The organism is Streptomyces sp. LMG1-1-1.1, from assembly GCF_040815545.1.
Lineage (GTDB): Bacteria > Actinomycetota > Actinomycetes > Streptomycetales > Streptomycetaceae > Streptomyces.
The window spans coordinates 1-17,385 of record NZ_JBFPNH010000055.1; the positions used below are offsets into that span (position 1 = coordinate 1).

Here is a 17,385-nt window from a genome sequence, read left to right on the forward strand (position 1 = left end):
GCCTGACTCTCTACCAGGCCCTGGGCCTCCTCCAACACCTCATCGCCACCTGGACCGGCACCTGCCCCACCTGCCAACAGACCGTCCCATGGCAGCCCTACGACACCACCTAACAAAGCACTACTAGTCGTCGTCTACCTTTGGCGTGATCTTCGTCAGGCCACGCATGGCGGATCTGGTCGAGGGCTGGTACCGGAGAAGATTTGTGGGTGCTGTTTCGGCGAGTGGTGACGCCGACCGAGGTGAATCGCCCGCAGGGTGGGGGCCGACCCCGGGCCGACGGCCGTGCGCCTCTGACCGCGATCGTCTACGTGGCCACTGCGCGGTGCGTTGGCGTGAGCTCCGGCCTGTATTTGGCCCCGCCTGGCCCACGGTCTATCGGCGCCTCACCCAGTGGAGTAGGCGTCGGGTCCGGGCCAGGCTCCCCCGCGTGAACCTCGACGAACTCGGGGCCCGTGGCGAGCCGGACTGGTCGCGTGTGCTCGACTCGGTAAGCCTGCGGGCTGCACCCACGACCGGCGTCACGCCGCACGAACTCAACTCACGTGAGACAACCTCTATGCCTCGAGTGGTGCGGCCGACCTGGCGGCCTGCTCGATCTTGGCGTAGTGGGCTGCACGGGCTTCCTTGTCGATCGGCTTCTCGAGTTCGGCGCGCAACCCGGTGCGGCCGTCGAGAGTCTCGCGCAGGATGTCGGCGTGCCCGGTATGCCGGATGGACTCGCCGAGGACGTGGACCAAGATGGCGAACAGGTTCGTGTCGGCATGAGGCTCCGGCCACCACGGCACGTGGCCGGGGGAGTCGAGGGGAAGATCGTTGATCGTCGCGTCCGAGTGTGCCCACGTGCGCCGGTAGAACTCGATGATCTGGTCGCGGGTCTCGTCCGCGGTCGCCCACTGATCGCTGCCGTCGGAGTCCTGCCACCGGGGCAGCGGTTCCGGGGAAGGGCGGGCGAAGACCTCGCCGAAGTATCTGGCCTCGACGGTGGCCACGTGTTTGACCAGGCCGAGGAGGTTGGTCCCGGTCGCGGTCAGAGGTCGGCGGGCGTCGTATTCGGACAAGCCGTCGAGTTTCCAGAGCAGCGCCTCGCGGTCCCGACGCAGTCTTCCGTGCAGGTTGTCTTTCGCGAATTCATCGATCATGCGGCATGAGCCTGCCATGGGCTGCTTGCGGTCTCAAGATCCGGTACGTGGTCCGCGACGACTGGCCGAGCCGGGGCCTGGCCATCGCCGCCGCGCTGACCTGCTGCAAGAAGCGCACGAAGCTTGCCATGTGAGACCGATGGCTGCGCCGCGCCGTCTGCTGGCCCGAGGGTCGGCGGGCCCGCTCAGCACCGTTGCGCGGGCCCGATGACCGTCAGTCCCACCTGTGCGGCGAGCCAGTGGGCATACGGTTCTCTTCTCTGGCGGCCGTCGGAGACGGCGCTGCGGACGTGGACGAGGACCGTGTGATCGTCGGTGGGCTCGTCGAGTTCGCGAGTATGCGTGTTGAAGAGAAGTGTCACCTCAGCGTGCTTGGACTCGCCGTGGAGTCCCGCCTCGGGGGCGTCCGGCCATTGCAGCGACGGCCAGTTGATCAAGCCCACATTCGGGCCGATCGCCGCGGTGAAATCGGCCTCGATACTGCCGACCGGCAGGTGCCACACCTCCCACTCCACAGGAAGCCGCCCCTCGAACGCGGCCTCCTCGGTGGGCAGGCCGCTCGCCGGGACACCGCCGACGAGAGCAGGCTGGTCCTCGAACGGCACTTCTTGAAATTCGTCCAGTTCGTACGTCCCGCAGAACCTTCCCAGGGGAATGGCCCGCGCCACCCGCCGCACGTCGGCGACGGAGGAAAGCTCCGCGTACGCGGAGACCTCGGCATGCTCGCAGCGGCCGAACTCCATGAGACGACGCGCGGTGCGCAGGGCGAGTGTTGGATCGGGGGTACGGAAGACGGGATAGGCAACGTCGTTGGACATCCGATGACTGTGCCACGGCCCGTCATCGCAGGTCATGGCATTAACGGCACGCTTCCCACGGCTCGGTAGGCCGTCGAGGCGTGGAGGGGATGGCCGGCGGCTGGTCCCGCATCAGCAGGGGATTCGTTTCAGCAGACAATTCCGGAGGTGCCATCGCGGCCTCAGGGGAGTGGTCGGCGTGAGCAGGGCGACCGCTCTGGCCGCGATCGTGTCCGTGGCGACCTTCGGGTGCCCGTGGCAGCAACTACCTGCATCGAGTGGCAGCAACTGCAACTACGTGCATCGAGCGGACCGGTCTGCCAATCTCCGCCGGGATCTCGGCGCCGAACCTGCACCACAGCCAGCCCCTGACCCCGTTGGTGAGGCCATCACCGCCGGCCTCGCTCCAACAGCTTCATCAGCGCGCGGGCTGCCGGGCTTGTGGCCTGCGGTGGGGGCAGCAGGGCCACCGTTTCGTAGACCGCGTCGCCGGTGTCGGCGAGAGGGATGGCATGCAGGGAGTCACGTTTGTGCTGGAAATGTCGAGGTACGGCAGCGATGCCGAGGTCTTCCTCCACCAGGTCCAGCAGGCTGTGTACGTCGTTCACCTCCAGGCTCACGGTGCGCGGTATGCCTGCGGAGGCGAAGGCTCCGTCCGTGGCTCGGCGTGGGCCCCAACCGGGGTGGAAGTCGACGAAGGGTTCCTCGGTGAGGTCTTGAAGGGCAAGGGCGGGCCCGGCCGAGGCGAGCGGGTGCTCGGGGTGGCAGAGGAGCGTCATCGGCTCGGCTGCCAGCGGTACCGAGCGCAGGTGGTCGGAATCTGCCCGGGTGCGGTAGGCGAACGCCAGGTCGAGGCGCCCGGCGGCCACGTCCTCGGCCAGTACGAGCCCGCCTTCCTGCCGGAGCCGTATCTCCACCTCCGGGTGGCGTCGTCTGAACGCGGCCAGCAGCCCCGCCACGTGCACTCCGGCGACGCATTGCTCGGCTCCGAGAGAGAGCGTGCCGCGGACCACGCCCTGCACGGCCGCCACCGCCTCGTGTGCTGCCCGTACCTGCGCCAGGATGCGCTCCGCCTCGACCAGCAGCGCACGCCCGGCCTCCGTCAGCGTCACCCGGCGGGTGCTCCGTACGAACAGAGGCGCCCTCAGGTCCCGCTCCAGGGCACGGATCGATGCCGAGAGACCGGACTGGGAGACCATCAGTCGCTCGGCGGCCCGCGTGAAGTGCCGGTCCTCGGCGACGGCGACGAAGTGCTGGAGATGGCGCAGTTCCATGACTCAGAAGCCTAAGCGCTGAATCTCATCGGATTCTCCTGTTGGATTCATGCCCACAGGTCAGGGGAGATTGGTCACGCCAGGACGAATCCACCGCGCACCGACCGCCGTGCGTCGGTCCCCAGCCATGGAGTCGCGTTGTACACCGCACATTCCGACCGTTATGACGACATGCCCTATCGGCACTCCGGGCGCAGCGGCCTGAAGCTCCCCGCCCTCTCCCTGGGGCTGTGGCACAACTTCGGCCCGGACCGTCCCGCCCAGACCCAGCGCGCCATCCTGCGCCGCGCCTTCGACCTCGGGATCACGCACTTCGACCTCGCCAACAACTACGGGCCGCCGCCCGGCGCGGCCGAGTCCGCCCTCGGTGAGTTCCTACGGACGGATTTCGCGCCTTACCGGGACGAACTGGTCGTCTCCACCAAGGCCGGCTACCTGATGTGGTCCGGGCCGTACGGCGAGTGGGGCTCCCGCAAGTCCCTGCTGTCGTCGCTTGACCAGAGCCTGAGCCGGCTCGGCCTCGAGTACGTCGACATCTTCTACTCGCACCGCTTCGACCCGGACACGCCCCTCGAGGAGACCATGGGCGCCCTGCACTCCGCGGTCCAACAGGGCAAGGCGCTGTACGTCGGCGTCTCCAACTACTCGGCCGAACAGACCCGCGAGGCCGCCCGTATCCTCGGCGAGCTGGGCACACCCCTCACCATCCACCAGCCCCGCTACTCCATGCTCGACCGACGCCCGGAAGACGAGGGCCTCCTCGACGCCCTCGACGACCTGCGAGTCGGCTCCATCGCCTACTCCCCGCTGGAACAGGGCCTGCTCACCGGACGCTACCTCGACGGCGTCCCCGCAGACTCCCGCGCAGCGAGCGACAGCCCCTTCCTGAACCGCGACGCCGTCACCGAAGACCTGGTCACCCGCTTGCGCGCCCTGAACGACCACGCCGCCTCCCGCGGCCAGACCCTCGCCCAACTCGCCCTCGCCTGGGTGCTGCGCGGCGGCCGCGTCACCTCCGCCCTGGTGGGAGCCAGCAGCGCACAACAGGTCGAGGACAGTGTGACCGCCCTGCGCAACCTCGACTTCGACACCGAGGAGCTGACCCTCATCGACGCACTGACCCGTCCCTGAGCAGGACGGCCCCCGGCGCCGGATCCCACTGAACCGGGACCGGGCCGCCGGGGGCAATGAGTCGGTTGAACCGAATCGGCAGGACTCAGCGCACCAACTCCGCCGCCAGCAGGTCCATCAGGAGGCCGTCGTGCCAGGTGCCGTCCGCGCCCCGCTCGTACTGGCGCATCACGCCGACGGTCCGGAACCCGGCTTTCTCGTAGCAGCGGATGGCGGCCGCGTTGTCGGCCGCAGGGTCGATGACCAGCCGGTGATACCCGTGGTCGTCGACGAGGTGGCGGGCCAGGGTGCGAACAGCGTCAGTGCCCAGTCCCTGGCCATGCACCGACGGGTCAAGGAAGAGGTCGATCCCGGCGTGCCGGTACCCCGGCTCCTCCTCGGAGTACCACTGGATCATGCCGACGATCCGGTCGCGGTACCGGACGGTCAGGCAGCGGGTGGAGGGATCCTCCAGGTCGGACGCCATCTCCCCGGCCAGGTCGTCCTCGCCGAGCCACCGCGCCCGTACCTCGGGCGTGGCCCGGATGGCGGCGAGGGCGGGGACATCCGTGAGGTCGGAAGGACGGAGGACGACAGAGGCACCGTACAAGTCGCTCATGGTGCCCAGCCTGCCTCAGGACGTGGCCGGCAGTGTAGGGCGGTGGGGGCCGACCTGCGCTGCTCATGGACTGGTGTCCATGTATGATGGACACCTGTCCATGATCTTTGAGGGAAGGTGCTCCATGAACGTGACGGCGAATGTGCTGGTCGCGCTGATAGCCGCGCTGCACGCGTACATCCTGGTTCTCGAGATGTTCCTGTGGGAGAAGAAGCCGGGCCGTGATCTTTCCGGCTTCGATGCGGACATGGCCCGTGCCACCGCCCCGCTCGCCGCGAACCAGGGCCTGTACAACGGGTTCCTGGCCGCCGGATTGGTCTGGGGGTTGATCGCGGGGGACCCGACGGGCTTCCGGGTCCAGGTCTTCTTCCTCTCCTGCGTGGTCATCGCCGGGCTGTACGGCGGATTCACCGCCAACCGGCGCATCTTCATCGTCCAGGCGCTGCCCGGCGCGCTGGCACTGGCCGCGGTCCTGCTCGCCCGGTGACCGAAGTGCAGTCAGACCCCCGTACGGCACGGACCCGGGCCAAGCTGCGCCAGGCACTCCTGGAGGAATGCGCCCACCGCCCGCTGGGAGAGGTCAGCGTTGCCGCGCTCGTACGCCGGGCGGGAGTCGGCCGCGCAACCTTCTACCTCCACTACGCGGACCTGGAGGCGCTCGCCGTCGACGCCTGCGCCGATATCGTCCGCGAAGCCGTGGACGCCCTCCACGCATGGCGCGGTATGCCCGACCCTTCGGCCCCACCTCCAGCCCTGCCGGTCTTCTTCGAACGCCTGGCCCTGCACGGCGGGCTATACCGCGAGTTGCTGCGCCCGGGCGGCAGCGGCCCTCTCGGCCAGGTGCTGCACCAGGACCTACGCGCCCGCAGCCGCACAGAGCGCGCCTTGGCCGGTGCACCGGAGCCCGACCTGGTCGCCTCCGCCGTGGCGGCAGCCTTCGCCGGGGTCCTCGCCGACTGGCTGCACGGCCTCATCGAGGCCACACCCACCGAGATCGCGCAGCGGGTCTGGCGCCTTCTCGTCAACCTGCACCGCACGCCCTTGCCCTAGCCACGGGCCTTGGTCCCCGTGCGCGTGGGGGGCCTGCGGCGATGCTTCCAGCGCCATCGGGGCCGGGCCGGCCCTCAGCGCCTGAGGTGGTGGTCCTGCGAGCTACTGCGGTGTGGGCTGGTGGGGGCGCGGCGGACGGTCGCGTCCACATTCACGTCCCCGTCGATCAGACCCGTCACTGATCTGAGTGTGCGCCGGTCCCGAGTCGTAGCGGTCGAGAAACGCGTTCGCCGGGAGGTCGAGCGCATGGAGATGGGAGAACACCTCCGTACCCGCACCCACCTCCTCATCGCCGTAGGGGATCCGGTATGCCTGCACCATGTCGAGGACTTCGAAGTCGCCCTCCCTGGCGTACTCGGCCGATTCCCGCTCGGCCAGTTCGATGGCCTCGTCGAGGGACCGTGCTCGGAACAGCACGACACGCTCCTCGTAGGGGCGGTTCTCCCAGGTCAGCCATCTATAGAAGGTTCTGGCGCTGTACCACGCCTTCGACTCTTGCCCCATTGCGGTCCGTCATCCCCTCGCGTCAAACCATGATCGTCGCAAAGGCGGATCCACATGCGCAACAGGCCTTGGCTGGATCGAGGGAACTCAGGCCGCACGTACATGGCGCCTCCGCGGCACCCGCTTGCGTCAGGCAGCTCACGACTTCTCGGTCGCGCCGGCGTCCAACGACAGAGCCGCCCTTCTCCTGCGGTACGCGACAACCCCACACACCGCGACGAGGAGAGCGGCCACGGCGGAAACCCCGAGGGCCGTCCGCTCGGCGAAGAGCCTTCCCAGTACTTCGAGCACGCCCAGGCCCGCGGTCGCGTAGATCAGCGCCCAGCACGCTCCGCCCACGAACAGGGCGGGAAGGTAGCGAGGCAAGGGCATGCGCATGCTGCCCGCGAGGAAGTTGGCAGCGGTCTGGAATCCGACGGTCAGGAACGAGACGGCCACCACCGGCGCGCCCCACCGCTGGATCGCCCGCTCGGCCCGTTGGAACCTCGCCGAGGAGATGCGCCCGGCGAACCGGCTGCGTCGGGCACCGGCACCGGCGAGCCAGCCGACGGCGAACGTCCCTCCGGCGCGGAGCAGGACGATGACGTACAGGGCTCCGGCGGTGAGCGCGATCTTATCCACGACGCCCCTTCCCGGGCGCCGGGCCGAAACCTGCATCCTCCGTCACCCAGCACGAGCGTCCCGCCCCCGCGGGCGCACGACGCGCACAAGCCCGGTTACCGTCTCTCACCAACGCCCCGCCTCTGCCGTTCCGTCCTTTGGGCTCCCGCCTGCGGCGCTGGAACCCGAACCCGCACGCCCGGGTCCGAACGATAAGTAAGGTCACCCTAACAAACGCGCATGTGCTGGATGGCAGCACACCGGGCTGGCCGAGGAACGAGGTGGTTGACATGGCCAGTAAAGCTGGCCGGCGCGTCCGCAGGGTGGGCCTGCGTGGGTTCGGCGGATCCTCGGTCTGGCCGTTCGCCCCCTCGCCGCATCCGGATTGCGATCATGATGGTCGGTCGAGGACGTCGACCTCCTTGCGTATCTAGGACCTGCCGATACGGAGCCAGAAACTGGAGCGCCTCTCATGGGGCAGGACTTTCCTAGCGGGGCGGACGTTCAGCGACCAGTCGCCCGTTCCTCGGACGACCGCCCCGAGCAGCGGCCCCTCCGGCAGCGCTCGCGCGTCGTTCGGGTTCCGGCCGTCCTCGCTTGCCAGGGTGACCGGGTACGTGGCGGGGGTGTTGGGGCGGCGGGGCTTGCGCCCCTCGACACGCAGGGAGCCGGTCGTCTCCGTCGGATGGAGACGGGAGACCAACTCGCCGGCGGGCCCGGTGTGGAGCAGTACTTCGGAGCCGCGGCCGGTCGTCGTCTCGCCGAGCGTGCGCACCGTGCTCACGGGCCGGATCACGGTCGTCCACTCGTCGAGGTCGTCGCAGGCGACGCGGAAGCGCAGCGGGTACAAGTTGTCGCACCACATCACCCGCTCCTCGAACCGGTGGGTCGTGTTCGGATCCCCGAGGTCAAGGGCCTCCCTGCCGTCCCAGTCGATGGGGTCCAGGTCGAAGAAGCCATGACCGGTCCGGGCGAAGTCGACCAGGACGTAGCCGGGCGGAGGGGTGGTGTCCATGGCGAACTTGGCGCCGCCCCGACCGCTGTACACGATGTCGCCGAACTCCCCACCCAGCATCCCGGTGGCGGCGACTGCCTCGGGTGACCGGGCCGGCGAGGGGACCACCCGGATCGCTCCCGGCCGCCGAGAAGGGGGCTGGGGCGAGCGGCGAGGCTGGGACTGGGTTCCGGTCTGAGACTGGGTTCCGGTACGGGCCCGGGTGCCCCGCTCCGAATCAGCAGCCGACACCGGGGACTTGCCGACGACCCCCTGCCGCAGCTCCACCGGCACCGGCTCGCCCGGGCCTGCGGATTTGCCGACCGTCCCAAGCGGCAGCTCCCCTAGCGCTGGACCGCCCGACATCGGCTTCGGCATCGAGAAGCCGAAGTCCTCCGCCAGCGCTGGACCGCCCGGCACCGGCTCCGGCATCGAGAAGCCGAAGTCCTCCGCCAGCGCCTTGAGTCCCGCGTCGTAGCCCTCGCCCACCGCGCGGAACTTCCAGCCGCGGTCACGCCGGTAGTACTCGCCGAGGACGAGCGCCGTCTCGGTGGAGGCGTCGTCGATCTCGTACAGGGCGAGTTGCTTCCCGGTCGTGGCGCTCAGCGTCCGCACGGACAGGCGGGGCACCTGCCCGAGCGTGCCGTTCTGGCCGACGGCGATCATCACGATGCGATGGACGTGCGGTCCGACGCACTCGATGTCGAGGTCCAGCCGGTCCTCGGACCGGTCATCCACGATCCCGGCCCGCTGGAGGACCAGTTGCCTCACGGCCTCGCCGGTGGCGTCCAGGAGCAGTGCGGAGGCCGTCACCTCCGGCACTCCATCACCAGCCGTCTGCCGGGCGACCTCGATCCGCCACGCCTGCCCGGGGATTGGCAGGTTCTCCCCCTTGGTGATCTGCGTCACCGCGTCATGCTGGCGCGCCGCTCCGGGCAGGTCCACGGTCGGGTGCGGTGGCTACCGGCACCGCTGCCGGAATGCTCTCGTCGATCCATGACGGTCGACCCTGCCGAGCCCGACGCCCTGTACGGACGTAGGCCTCGCGGCGCGCGGACGTCCGGTGCGAGGTCTGAGTCGGGGGGTTTCGCACGGCGTGAAGTCGCTGTTCTTCCACTTGAGCCGGCGTGCCGGGAGGCGGCGGCGCTTCCGATGATCCCAGGCCAGTCGTGCGGCCGTATTGCTCGGCGCGTGCGCCTGGAGCGTCCCGCCGTACCCGTCGGCGCCTTCCAGGCAGCTGCGTTCTGGAGGCGACAACCAGAGACCTCGCCCGCGCCGTACGTCGTTCGTCGGCGTTTCGCGTGTACCTTTTCCTGCTGCCTGTGGCCCAATAGGCGTGTTTGCCGGGATGGAGCCGATACGACCCAAGGGGTGGCAGTGAGAGCGGTGAAGCGGAGTCGGGCGTCAAGGAGTGCCGTGGTGGTCTCGGCCGCAGTGCTTCTGCTGCTCACGGGGTGCGACGTACCGGGTGTCTACCGTCCCGCGCGGCCTGCCACGGGAGGGCCGTTCACCTTCTACGTGAGTCCGGGCGGCGACGACGAGAACGACGGAATGTCGCCCGAGAGGCCCTGGCGGACCCTCGACCACGCGAACAGCGTGCGGTTCCAGCCCGGCGACCGGCTCCGGATCCGGGGCGGTGCACGGTTCCGCGGGAGCCTGACGCTGGAGAAAGGCGAGGCCGGCAGCGCGACTGCGCCTGTGGTCATCGAGTCGTACGGGACCGGCCGCGCAGTCATCGCCCCGCGGGGCACATCGGCGATCACGGTGCGGAACACCGCGGGAGTCGAGATCCGGAACCTGTCGCTGGTCGGCGACCGCGAGTCGCTGCGGGAGGGGGTCGGCGTCGCTTTCCGTAACAACCTGCCCGGGGCCAAGCGGCTCAGCCACGTCAGGATCGCGAACGTGGAGGCCAGGGGGTTCCAGAACGGCATCAGCGTGGGTGCGGGCGGGGACAGCACGGTGGGTTTCAGCGATGTGCGGATCACCGACGTCTCGGTGCACCACAACCTCGAAGCCGGACTCGCCTTCTACGGGCCCGCGTTCGACGCCGAACGCCCGACGTACGCGAACGAGCAGCTCCGGATCGAGCGGGTGAAGGCGTACGCCAACGCCGGCGACCCGCAGAGCACCGAGCGGAACACCGGCAGCGGCATCGCTCTCGGCAGCGTCCGGGACGCGAAGGTCGTGCGCTCGGTCGCCCACGACAACGGTGCGAAGTCCGCCGCCGACGCAGACGAGGGCCCCGAGGGAGTCTGGGTGTACGACTCCACCCGCGTCGTCCTGGAGCACAACACCTCCTACCGCAACCGCACAGGGTCCCATGTCGACGGCGGCGGATTCGGCCTCGACAACAACGTGTCCGACTCGGTCATGCAGTACAACCTCGCGCACAGCAACGACGGTTCCGGCTTCCTCGTCTACTCCGGGCAGCCGACCGGCGCCCACAAGAACAACATCGTCCGCTTCAACATGAGCTGGGACGACGCGAGGAAGCTGCCCGAGTACGGCGGCATCGTCGCCTACGGCACCCGACTGAGCAACCTGGACATCTACCACAACACGGTGGTGATGCGGTCCGAGAACCTGGCCTCCGCGGCCGCCGCCGGCGCCCGGCCGCCGGCGCTCCGGCTGCGTGACGGCATGCGCAACGTACGCGTCCGCAACAACATCTTCGCCACCGACGGCGGCCCCCTGGTCGAGGCCGACTCCGCCTACGACCCTTCCCGGATCCGACTCCAGGGCAACGACTACTACAGCACCAGCCGTTGGGCGCTGGACTGGGGCACCCGGCGCTACACCACGCTGGCCGGCTGGCGCACCGCATCCCGCCAGGAATTCCTCGACGGTGAGCAAACCGGCTCCAACGACGACCCCTGTCTGCAGGGCTTGGCCGCACCTGTTGCCGACGGGGCCGGCGCGGTGAACCTGGTGCCCCGCTGTGATGGCGCGGTGTCGCTCGGCCTGGGGGCGCAGGCTTTCGGAGTCGACCCCGGGCTCGTCGACTACTTCGGCACCCGGCTCGGGACGACCCCGACGGTAGGGGCCGCCCAGCCCCGCGAAGAGGCAGCGGGAGCGCCTTCGCCGCAGGAAGAGGACTGACAGGTCTCCGACGACGAACGGAATCCGGCCGGGTCCGATGACCCGGCCGGATTCTGGTGTCCGAGGTCGAGCTCGCGCAGAGCAGCCTGGGGCGGGATCCCGCCCCAGCGGCGCACGTGAACGACGTACGTGAACGACGTACGTGAACGACGTATGGGGGGATCTCCGTGCCCACCCCACCGGCGGTCCAAGGACGGAGAGAAAGCTCTGCCCTGCCCGCGCGGTGGATTCCGCGAGGACAGGGCAGTGAGGACCAGAGCAGCGGGGACAGGGGACTGAGGAGCTGGCAGCGAGGACCAGCGCAGCGAGGGGCAGCCCCGTCGGCGCCTAGGCCAGGGCTGTGGTGCGGTCGGGTTCGGTGGCCGGGGAGGCGATCGTGGTCCGCAGGGGGTCGCGGGGGCGGTCGGTGTCCGTGCGGCTGGTCGGGGTCGGGCGGCCCAGGGCCTTGACCGTCCAGCCGGCGGCTCGCCACTCGTCGTGGGCGAGGGCGTTGCGCCCGTCGATGAGGAGGGGTACGCGGACGACGCGGGCCAGTTTGACCGGGTCCACTTCGCGGTAGTGGCTCCACTCGGTGAGGTGCAGGACCAGCTCGGCGCCCTGACAAGCCGTCAGGAGATCGGCACTGCAGCGCAGTTCGGGGTGCGCGAGCTGCGCGTTGGCCGTGCCCTCCGGGTCGTGGACCCGGACGTCCGCGCCCTCGCGGTGCAGCGCGGCAGCGACGGCCAGCGCTGACGAGTCGCGCACGTCGTCGCTGTCCGGCTTGAACGTGGCACCCAGCACGGTGACCCGACGGTTCGTCAGGTCACCGCCGACCAGCTGGCGGGCGAGCGTGACGGTCCGGGTGCGCTGGCGTTTGTTGATCGCGTCGACCTGTTCGAGGAACGCCACCGCCGCCCCGACGCCGAGCTCCTCGGCCCGGGCGGTGAAAGCCCGGATGTCCTTGGGCAGGCAGCCTCCGCCGAAACCGACGCCGGCGTTCAGGAACCGTCGGCCGATCCGGGTGTCGTGACCCAGGGCGTCGGCGAGGGTGACGACATCGGCGCCCGCCGCGTCGCAGACTTCGGCCATCGCGTTGATGAACGAGATCTTCGTGGCGAGGAAGGAGTTCGCCGCGACCTTCACCAGCTCCGCCGTGTTCGGGTCGGTGCTGATGTAGGGAACGCCCGCCGCGAGCATCGGCGCATACACCCGGCGCAGGGTGTCGTCGGCCTCGCGGCTGGTGGCGCCGACGACGAGGCGGTCCGGCCGCAGGGTGTCCTCGACGGCGAAGCCTTCGCGCAGGAACTCCGGGTTCCACGCCACCTCGGCCCGTACTCCCGCACGCGTGAGGCCCGCGATGCGGGTGGTCAGCCGGGCCGTCGTGCCCACCGGCACCGTGGACTTGCCGACGACGAGACAGGACGCGGGCAGATGCGGCGCGAGCCCGTCGACGACGGCGTCCACGTACCGCAGGTCCGCGGCCTGGGAGCCGGCCTGCTGGGGTGTGCCGACGCAGATGAAGTGGACCTCGCCGTGCGCCGCGGCCTCGCGCAGGCTGGTGGTGAAGCGCAGGCGCCCGGAGGCGAGGGCGCGGGTCAGGACGTCGTCGAGGCCCGGCTCGTAGAACGGGGGCCTGCCTTCGGCGAGGGAGTTGATCTTCTCGATATCGACGTCGACGCCGAGGACGTCATGCCCGATGTCGGCCATGCACGCGGCGTGCACGGCTCCCAGGTAGCCCGTGCCGATGACGGTCAACCTCATGCGGGGTTCTCCTGTCTGAGCGGAAGCGTGTGTAGGGAGGGAGGCACGGCACCCGTCAGGGGGCGTAGCCGTACGGGTTCTGCTGCTGGAAGTTCCAGGAGTCTCGGCACATCGCGGCCAGATCGCGCTGCGCCGTCCAACCCCAGGCCGCGGCGACCTTGGCCGGGTCGGCCACCAGCTCCGCGACGTCGCCGGGCCGGCGCGGCGCGATGCGGTGCGGGATCGGCCGGCCGGAGGCCTCCTCGAAGGTCCGCACGAGCTCCAGGACGGACGAGCCGCGCCCGGTGCCGAGGTTGAAGACCTGCAGGCCGGGCCTGTCGTCGAGGTGGTCCAGGGCGGCCACGTGTCCCTCGGCGACGTCCACGACGTGGATGTAGTCGCGCACTCCCGTGCCGTCCTGCGTCGGGTAGTCGTCGCCGAAGACGCTGAGCTCCTCGCGGCGGCCCACCGCGATCTGAGTGAGGAACGGCATGATGTTGTTGGGCACACCGCTCGGGTCCTCGCCGAGCAGCCCGCTGGGGTGCGCGCCCGCCGGGTTGAAGTACCGCAGCGCCAGCACACGGAGTTCCGGTACGTGCCGGCACAGGTCCGCGAGGATCTGCTCGCAGGTCCACTTGGTGGTGGCGTACGGGTTGGTGGGCGCGGCCGGGGACTCCTCGGTGAGCGGGACGACCGTCGCGTCGCCGTAGATCGAGCAGGACGACGAGAACACCAGCCGGTGCACGCCGTGGTCGTGCATGGCGGAGACGAGCGCCGTGGTGCCGCCGACGTTGATGTCGTAGTACGTGAGCGGGATCCGCACCGATTCGCCGACGGCCTTCTTCGCGGCGAAGTGGACGACCGCGTCGACCGGGTGGCTCGTGAACACGGCGTCCAGTGCCCGCCGGTCGCGGATGTCCGCGGTGTGCACGGCGGCGATCGGACGGCCCGCGATCTTCGCGACACGTTCCAGGGCCTCCGGGGAGCTGTTGGAGTGGTCGTCGAGGACGACCACCTCATGACCGGACCGGAGGAGTTCGACACAGGTGTGGCTACCGATGAAGCCGGCGCCACCGGTGACCAGGACGGTCTTGGGCACGGGAGACCTCGTTTCTCGAGCGGCCGTGAGGGCCGTCACCAGGCGTAGAAGCCGGTGAGGTAGGTGGGGAAGACGGCGATGGCGAGTGCCAGGGGGAGCAGACAGATCAGAGCGGCGGTCAGCGGGATCGCGGCGGTGCGCAGCGCGCGGTACGTGCGAACTCCGGTGGCCCGGGCGGTCTCCTTGACGTGCAGCGCGCCGATGGCGAGCGTGACGGCGGTGTACGAGGCGGAGCCGAGGATGCAGAGGAAGACGTAGCCGACGGCGGGTCCGGTGAACTGGCCGACGAGGGCCGAGCTCGACAGGAACAGCGTGATCACCAGGTACGGAGCGATGGTGCGCAGCGGGAGCGGTTCCAGGCCGTCGCGCTTCTTCGGGGTGACCTTGAAGGTGATCTGACGGGGTCGCAGCTTCTGCGTGACCGCGGCCAGCACGCCCCACGCGGCGTAGGGCCAGCGGCACAGGCCGAAGAGCCACATCTCCCAGCTGAAGAGCGGGGAGTCCTTGGGGCGCAGCAGACCGCGGCGCCGGCAGAGCAGCGTCAGCACGATCAGCCAGACCGACATGCTCCAGAAGTGGCCGAGGAACGACAGGTAGTTGACGTTGATCCACGGCGCACCGGAGATCGCGGCGACCGGCGGCAGCAGGATGCCCAGGATGGTGGCGACGGCGAGCAGCGGGTAGTACATCAGGGCCGCGCCGAAGCGGATCCGCAGCTTCATCGGCATGCGCCCCAGATGCCGCGGGAGCATCCCGAGGAGCATCACGGCCAGGCTGCGCGACCACTGGAACTCCTGGGTGATCATCGCGCCGAAGGTGATCGGACCCTCTCCGTGCGCCTCCGCGTCGATCGCGAACGCGCCCTGCCATCCGGCCGAGGTGAGCAGGAACGTGGTGGAGAAGTCCTCGGCGAGTTCCGGGCCGAGGCCGCCGATGTCCCGGAGGGCCTGGGTGCGGACGGCGTAGTGCGAGCCGATGCACACCGGGGCGAGGCCGGCGGAGTGGCCGAGCTGCACGGGGCCGTGGAACGTGGCCTCGCGCTGCAGCCTGCCGCGGGCCGCCCAGGACTGGTCGGCGTTGGAGTCGCAGACACTCGGAGCGGCGACGTAGCCGATGCTCGGGTCGGCGAACGGGCGGACGACCTCGGCGAGGTAGCGCGGGCCGGGCACGTGGTCGCAGTCGAGCTGGGCGACCACGTCGTAGTTCTCGTAACCCCAGTGGTCGTAGAAGAAGGCGAGGTTGCCTTCCTTGCACCGGGTGCGGCGCGGCCACTCGGCCCGATGGTAGGCGGCGATGCCCTTCCGGCAGGAGAGGCCGACACCGTGCCCCCGGCACCAGTCCAGGATCTCGTCGGTGGGGTCCTCGTCGCACAGCCAGACGTCATAGGCGTACGGGAACTCCTGGTGGAGCATCGCCTCCAGGGTGGTACGGGCGATGTCCCAGCCCTCGGACGGCGCGCGGGTGACCACGAACGCGGTGCGCACGGAGGGCACCTCCACCGCCGGGTCGAAGCGCCGCATCCGGAGCAGCGGGACGATGAAGTGCAGCGGTAGGTAGGTCAGGTAGAGCAGCAGGGCGCTGTTGACGACCAGGCCCAGCCAGCCGATGCGGTGGGACGGCTCGAGCCACCACGTCCAGAACCAGATCAGGCAGACCGCCCAGCCGAGCGAGAGCAGCGTGACCAGGAGGCGGTCGAAGCGGGAGAAGGCCCGCACGAAGCTGGAGCGCAGCGGCGTGAGCCCGCGGGACCGCCGCGCCAGTACCGGCCCGTCCGGGCCGATGGAGGCCACCGAGCCGTTCGAAAGCGCCCTGACCTCCCTGCCCAGCGCCTCCCATTCCTCCGGTGAGCCGGGGGAGGGCGCGGCGAGTGGGAGATCCTGGACGGTACCGGTCCCGTCGAGGGGACCCTGCTCCAAGGACGTCATGACAGCGGGTTCTCCAGGCGGTGTGACAGCGGGCCGCGGGGCGCGGGGGCGGAACGAGGAACGGAGCACGAAGACCACCGCGGCCGGCCGGGGCAGCGTCGGCCGGCCGCGGCGGGTGGATCAGCCGCCCGTGGCGGACACGCCGGGGGCGGCGGAAGCCACGCCGGAGACGGCGGTGGTCGGGCCGGGGATCGTCTGGCCGGTGGAGACGGCCGGACCCGCGACGGCGGCCAGCGGCACGGTCTCGTCCTGGCCGCCGCGGATCGCCGCGGCCGAGGTGCGCAGCCGGTCCGGGGAGGCCGCGAAGTACGCGACGGTCCGGCGCAGACCCTCGGCGATGTCGACCTCCGGTTCCCAGCCCAGGACGTCACGCGCGCGCGTGATCACCGGGCGTCGGCGGACCGGGTCGTCGACCGGCAGCGGGTGGTTCCTCACCTCGGACGCCGAACCGGTCATCGCGAGCACCAGCTCGGCGAGCTCGGTGACGGTGCGCTCGACGGGGTTGCCGAGGTTGAACGGGCCCAGCTCGCTGGAGTCGATGAGCGCGAGGAGGCCGCGGACGAGGTCGTCGACATAGCAGAAGCTGCGAGTCTGCTTGCCGTCGCCGTAGATGGTGAGCGGCTCGCCGGTCAGTGCCTGGGTGATGAAGCTCGACACCACGCGGCCGTCGTGCGGCCGCATCCGCGGGCCGTAGGTGTTGAAGATCCGGGCGATGCCCACGTCCACACCGTGGGTTCGGCGGTACGCGGCCGACACCGCTTCGGCGTATCGTTTCGCCTCGTCGTAGACGCTACGGGGGCCGATCGAGTTCACGTTGCCCCAGTACGCCTCCTCCTGAGGGTGGATCAGGGGGTCACCGTAGATCTCGCTGGTCGACGCGAGGATGAACCGGGCGTTGTGGCGCAGCGCCAGCCGCAGGGCGTTCTCGGTGCCCCGGCTGCCGACCGCGAGGGTCTCCAGCGGCTGCCGCAGGTAGTCGGGCGGGGAAGCGGGGGACGCCAGGTGGGCGACGGCGTCGACGCGGCCGGGGACCTCCACGGTCTCGCTCACATCGGCGTACTGGAATTCGAAGTCCGGGTTGCTGAGGAGGTGGGCGACGTTCTGGGGATCGCCCGTCGAGTAGTTGTCCAGGCACACCACCGAGTCGCCGCGCCGCAAGAGCGCCTCGCACAGGTGGGACCCGAGGAATCCACCGCCACCGGTCACGGCAACGCGCATTCATTTCTCCAGGAATGGGAACCGAATTGGCCTCACGCCCTGCCCGCGGGCGCCCGGACGGCACATCACCGGACGAACCGACAACCAGAGCGCTTTCTCGGAAAACGCAAAGTCGAGACTATGGTCTTAAGTCCCGAATTATGATGAGGCAATTCGGGCAATGGGCCGTTCAGCGACCCTCACGCGGGTGCGCACGGCCCCCGCTCCCCGGCTCCACAGCGCCTTCACCTTCGAA

16 protein-coding genes are annotated in these 17,385 nt (G+C 69.9%); 5 read left to right on the plus strand and 11 right to left on the minus strand.

Going from position 1 to position 17,385, the window contains the following annotated elements; all coding sequences use genetic code 11:
* Window positions 1-557 precede the first annotated feature (557 nt).
* Window positions 558-1,142, minus strand: coding sequence for a DinB family protein (locus tag MRBLMG1_RS29565; RefSeq protein ID WP_367827216.1), 585 nt, complete (start codon window positions 1,140-1,142; stop codon window positions 558-560).
* A 5-nt stretch (window positions 1,143-1,147) separates the two neighbouring features.
* Here MRBLMG1_RS29565 and MRBLMG1_RS29570 point away from each other — a divergent pair, with 5 nt between their 5' ends.
* Complete coding sequence (locus MRBLMG1_RS29570) at window positions 1,148-1,276, plus strand: hypothetical protein (protein WP_367827217.1); 129 nt, start codon at window positions 1,148-1,150, stop codon at window positions 1,274-1,276.
* Window positions 1,277-1,327: 51 nt separating this feature from the next.
* Here the strand turns inward: MRBLMG1_RS29570 and MRBLMG1_RS29575 are convergent, their stop codons facing one another.
* Window positions 1,328-1,996: a hypothetical protein gene (locus tag MRBLMG1_RS29575; RefSeq protein WP_367827218.1), complete on the minus strand. Its 669-nt coding sequence runs from the start codon at window positions 1,994-1,996 to the stop codon at window positions 1,328-1,330.
* 332 nt (window positions 1,997-2,328) lie between these two features.
* Window positions 2,329-3,213, minus strand: coding sequence for a LysR family transcriptional regulator (locus MRBLMG1_RS29585; protein ID WP_367827219.1), 885 nt, complete (start codon window positions 3,211-3,213; stop codon window positions 2,329-2,331).
* A gap of 138 nt (window positions 3,214-3,351) precedes the next feature.
* Here MRBLMG1_RS29585 and mgrA point away from each other — a divergent pair, with 138 nt between their 5' ends.
* Window positions 3,352-4,344: an L-glyceraldehyde 3-phosphate reductase gene (mgrA, locus tag MRBLMG1_RS29590; protein ID WP_367827220.1), complete on the plus strand. Its 993-nt coding sequence runs from the start codon at window positions 3,352-3,354 to the stop codon at window positions 4,342-4,344.
* Between the two features lie 85 nt (window positions 4,345-4,429).
* Here the strand turns inward: mgrA and MRBLMG1_RS29595 are convergent, their stop codons facing one another.
* Window positions 4,430-4,942 (minus strand): GNAT family N-acetyltransferase, encoded by a 513-nt coding sequence (locus MRBLMG1_RS29595; protein ID WP_367827221.1) that lies wholly within the window; start codon window positions 4,940-4,942, stop codon window positions 4,430-4,432.
* Between the two features lie 124 nt (window positions 4,943-5,066).
* Here MRBLMG1_RS29595 and MRBLMG1_RS29600 point away from each other — a divergent pair, with 124 nt between their 5' ends.
* Window positions 5,067-5,429, plus strand: coding sequence for a DUF1304 domain-containing protein (locus MRBLMG1_RS29600; protein WP_367827222.1), 363 nt, complete (start codon window positions 5,067-5,069; stop codon window positions 5,427-5,429).
* A 5-nt stretch (window positions 5,430-5,434) separates the two neighbouring features.
* Window positions 5,435-5,992, plus strand: coding sequence for a TetR/AcrR family transcriptional regulator (locus MRBLMG1_RS29605; RefSeq protein WP_367827239.1), 558 nt, complete (start codon window positions 5,435-5,437; stop codon window positions 5,990-5,992).
* Window positions 5,993-6,094: 102 nt separating this feature from the next.
* On the opposite strand, the gene MRBLMG1_RS29610 is transcribed toward MRBLMG1_RS29605, so the two are convergent.
* From MRBLMG1_RS29610 to MRBLMG1_RS29620, 3 genes are all read right to left on the minus strand, one after another.
* A complete protein-coding gene (locus MRBLMG1_RS29610; protein ID WP_367827223.1) occupies window positions 6,095-6,496 on the minus strand; it encodes a DUF4288 domain-containing protein in 402 nt (133 codons plus the stop codon).
* 138 nt (window positions 6,497-6,634) lie between these two features.
* On the minus strand, window positions 6,635-7,117 hold the full coding sequence (locus MRBLMG1_RS29615) for a DedA family protein (RefSeq protein ID WP_367827224.1): 483 nt from the start codon (window positions 7,115-7,117) through the stop codon (window positions 6,635-6,637).
* A 409-nt stretch (window positions 7,118-7,526) separates the two neighbouring features.
* Window positions 7,527-8,999: a TerD family protein gene (locus MRBLMG1_RS29620; protein ID WP_367827225.1), complete on the minus strand. Its 1,473-nt coding sequence runs from the start codon at window positions 8,997-8,999 to the stop codon at window positions 7,527-7,529.
* Between the two features lie 642 nt (window positions 9,000-9,641).
* Here MRBLMG1_RS29620 and MRBLMG1_RS29625 point away from each other — a divergent pair.
* The gene (locus MRBLMG1_RS29625) at window positions 9,642-11,189 is read left to right on the plus strand and encodes a right-handed parallel beta-helix repeat-containing protein (RefSeq protein WP_367827226.1); all 1,548 of its coding nucleotides are present in this window, start codon (window positions 9,642-9,644) and stop codon (window positions 11,187-11,189) included.
* Between the two features lie 327 nt (window positions 11,190-11,516).
* Here MRBLMG1_RS29625 and MRBLMG1_RS29630 read toward each other — a convergent pair whose 3' ends face one another.
* From MRBLMG1_RS29630 to MRBLMG1_RS29645, 4 genes are all read right to left on the minus strand, one after another.
* On the minus strand, window positions 11,517-12,929 hold the full coding sequence (locus MRBLMG1_RS29630; protein ID WP_367827227.1) for a UDP-glucose dehydrogenase family protein: 1,413 nt from the start codon (window positions 12,927-12,929) through the stop codon (window positions 11,517-11,519).
* Between the two features lie 55 nt (window positions 12,930-12,984).
* The gene (gene galE, locus MRBLMG1_RS29635; protein WP_367827228.1) at window positions 12,985-14,007 is read right to left on the minus strand and encodes a UDP-glucose 4-epimerase GalE; all 1,023 of its coding nucleotides are present in this window, start codon (window positions 14,005-14,007) and stop codon (window positions 12,985-12,987) included.
* 35 nt (window positions 14,008-14,042) lie between these two features.
* The gene (locus tag MRBLMG1_RS29640) at window positions 14,043-15,932 is read right to left on the minus strand and encodes a glycosyltransferase (RefSeq protein WP_367827229.1); all 1,890 of its coding nucleotides are present in this window, start codon (window positions 15,930-15,932) and stop codon (window positions 14,043-14,045) included.
* 120 nt (window positions 15,933-16,052) lie between these two features.
* Window positions 16,053-17,150 carry a UDP-glucuronic acid decarboxylase family protein gene (locus MRBLMG1_RS29645; protein ID WP_367827230.1) on the minus strand — a complete coding sequence of 366 codons (1,098 nt, stop codon included), beginning with the start codon at window positions 17,148-17,150 and terminating at the stop codon, window positions 16,053-16,055.
* Window positions 17,151-17,385: the final 235 nt, after the last annotated feature.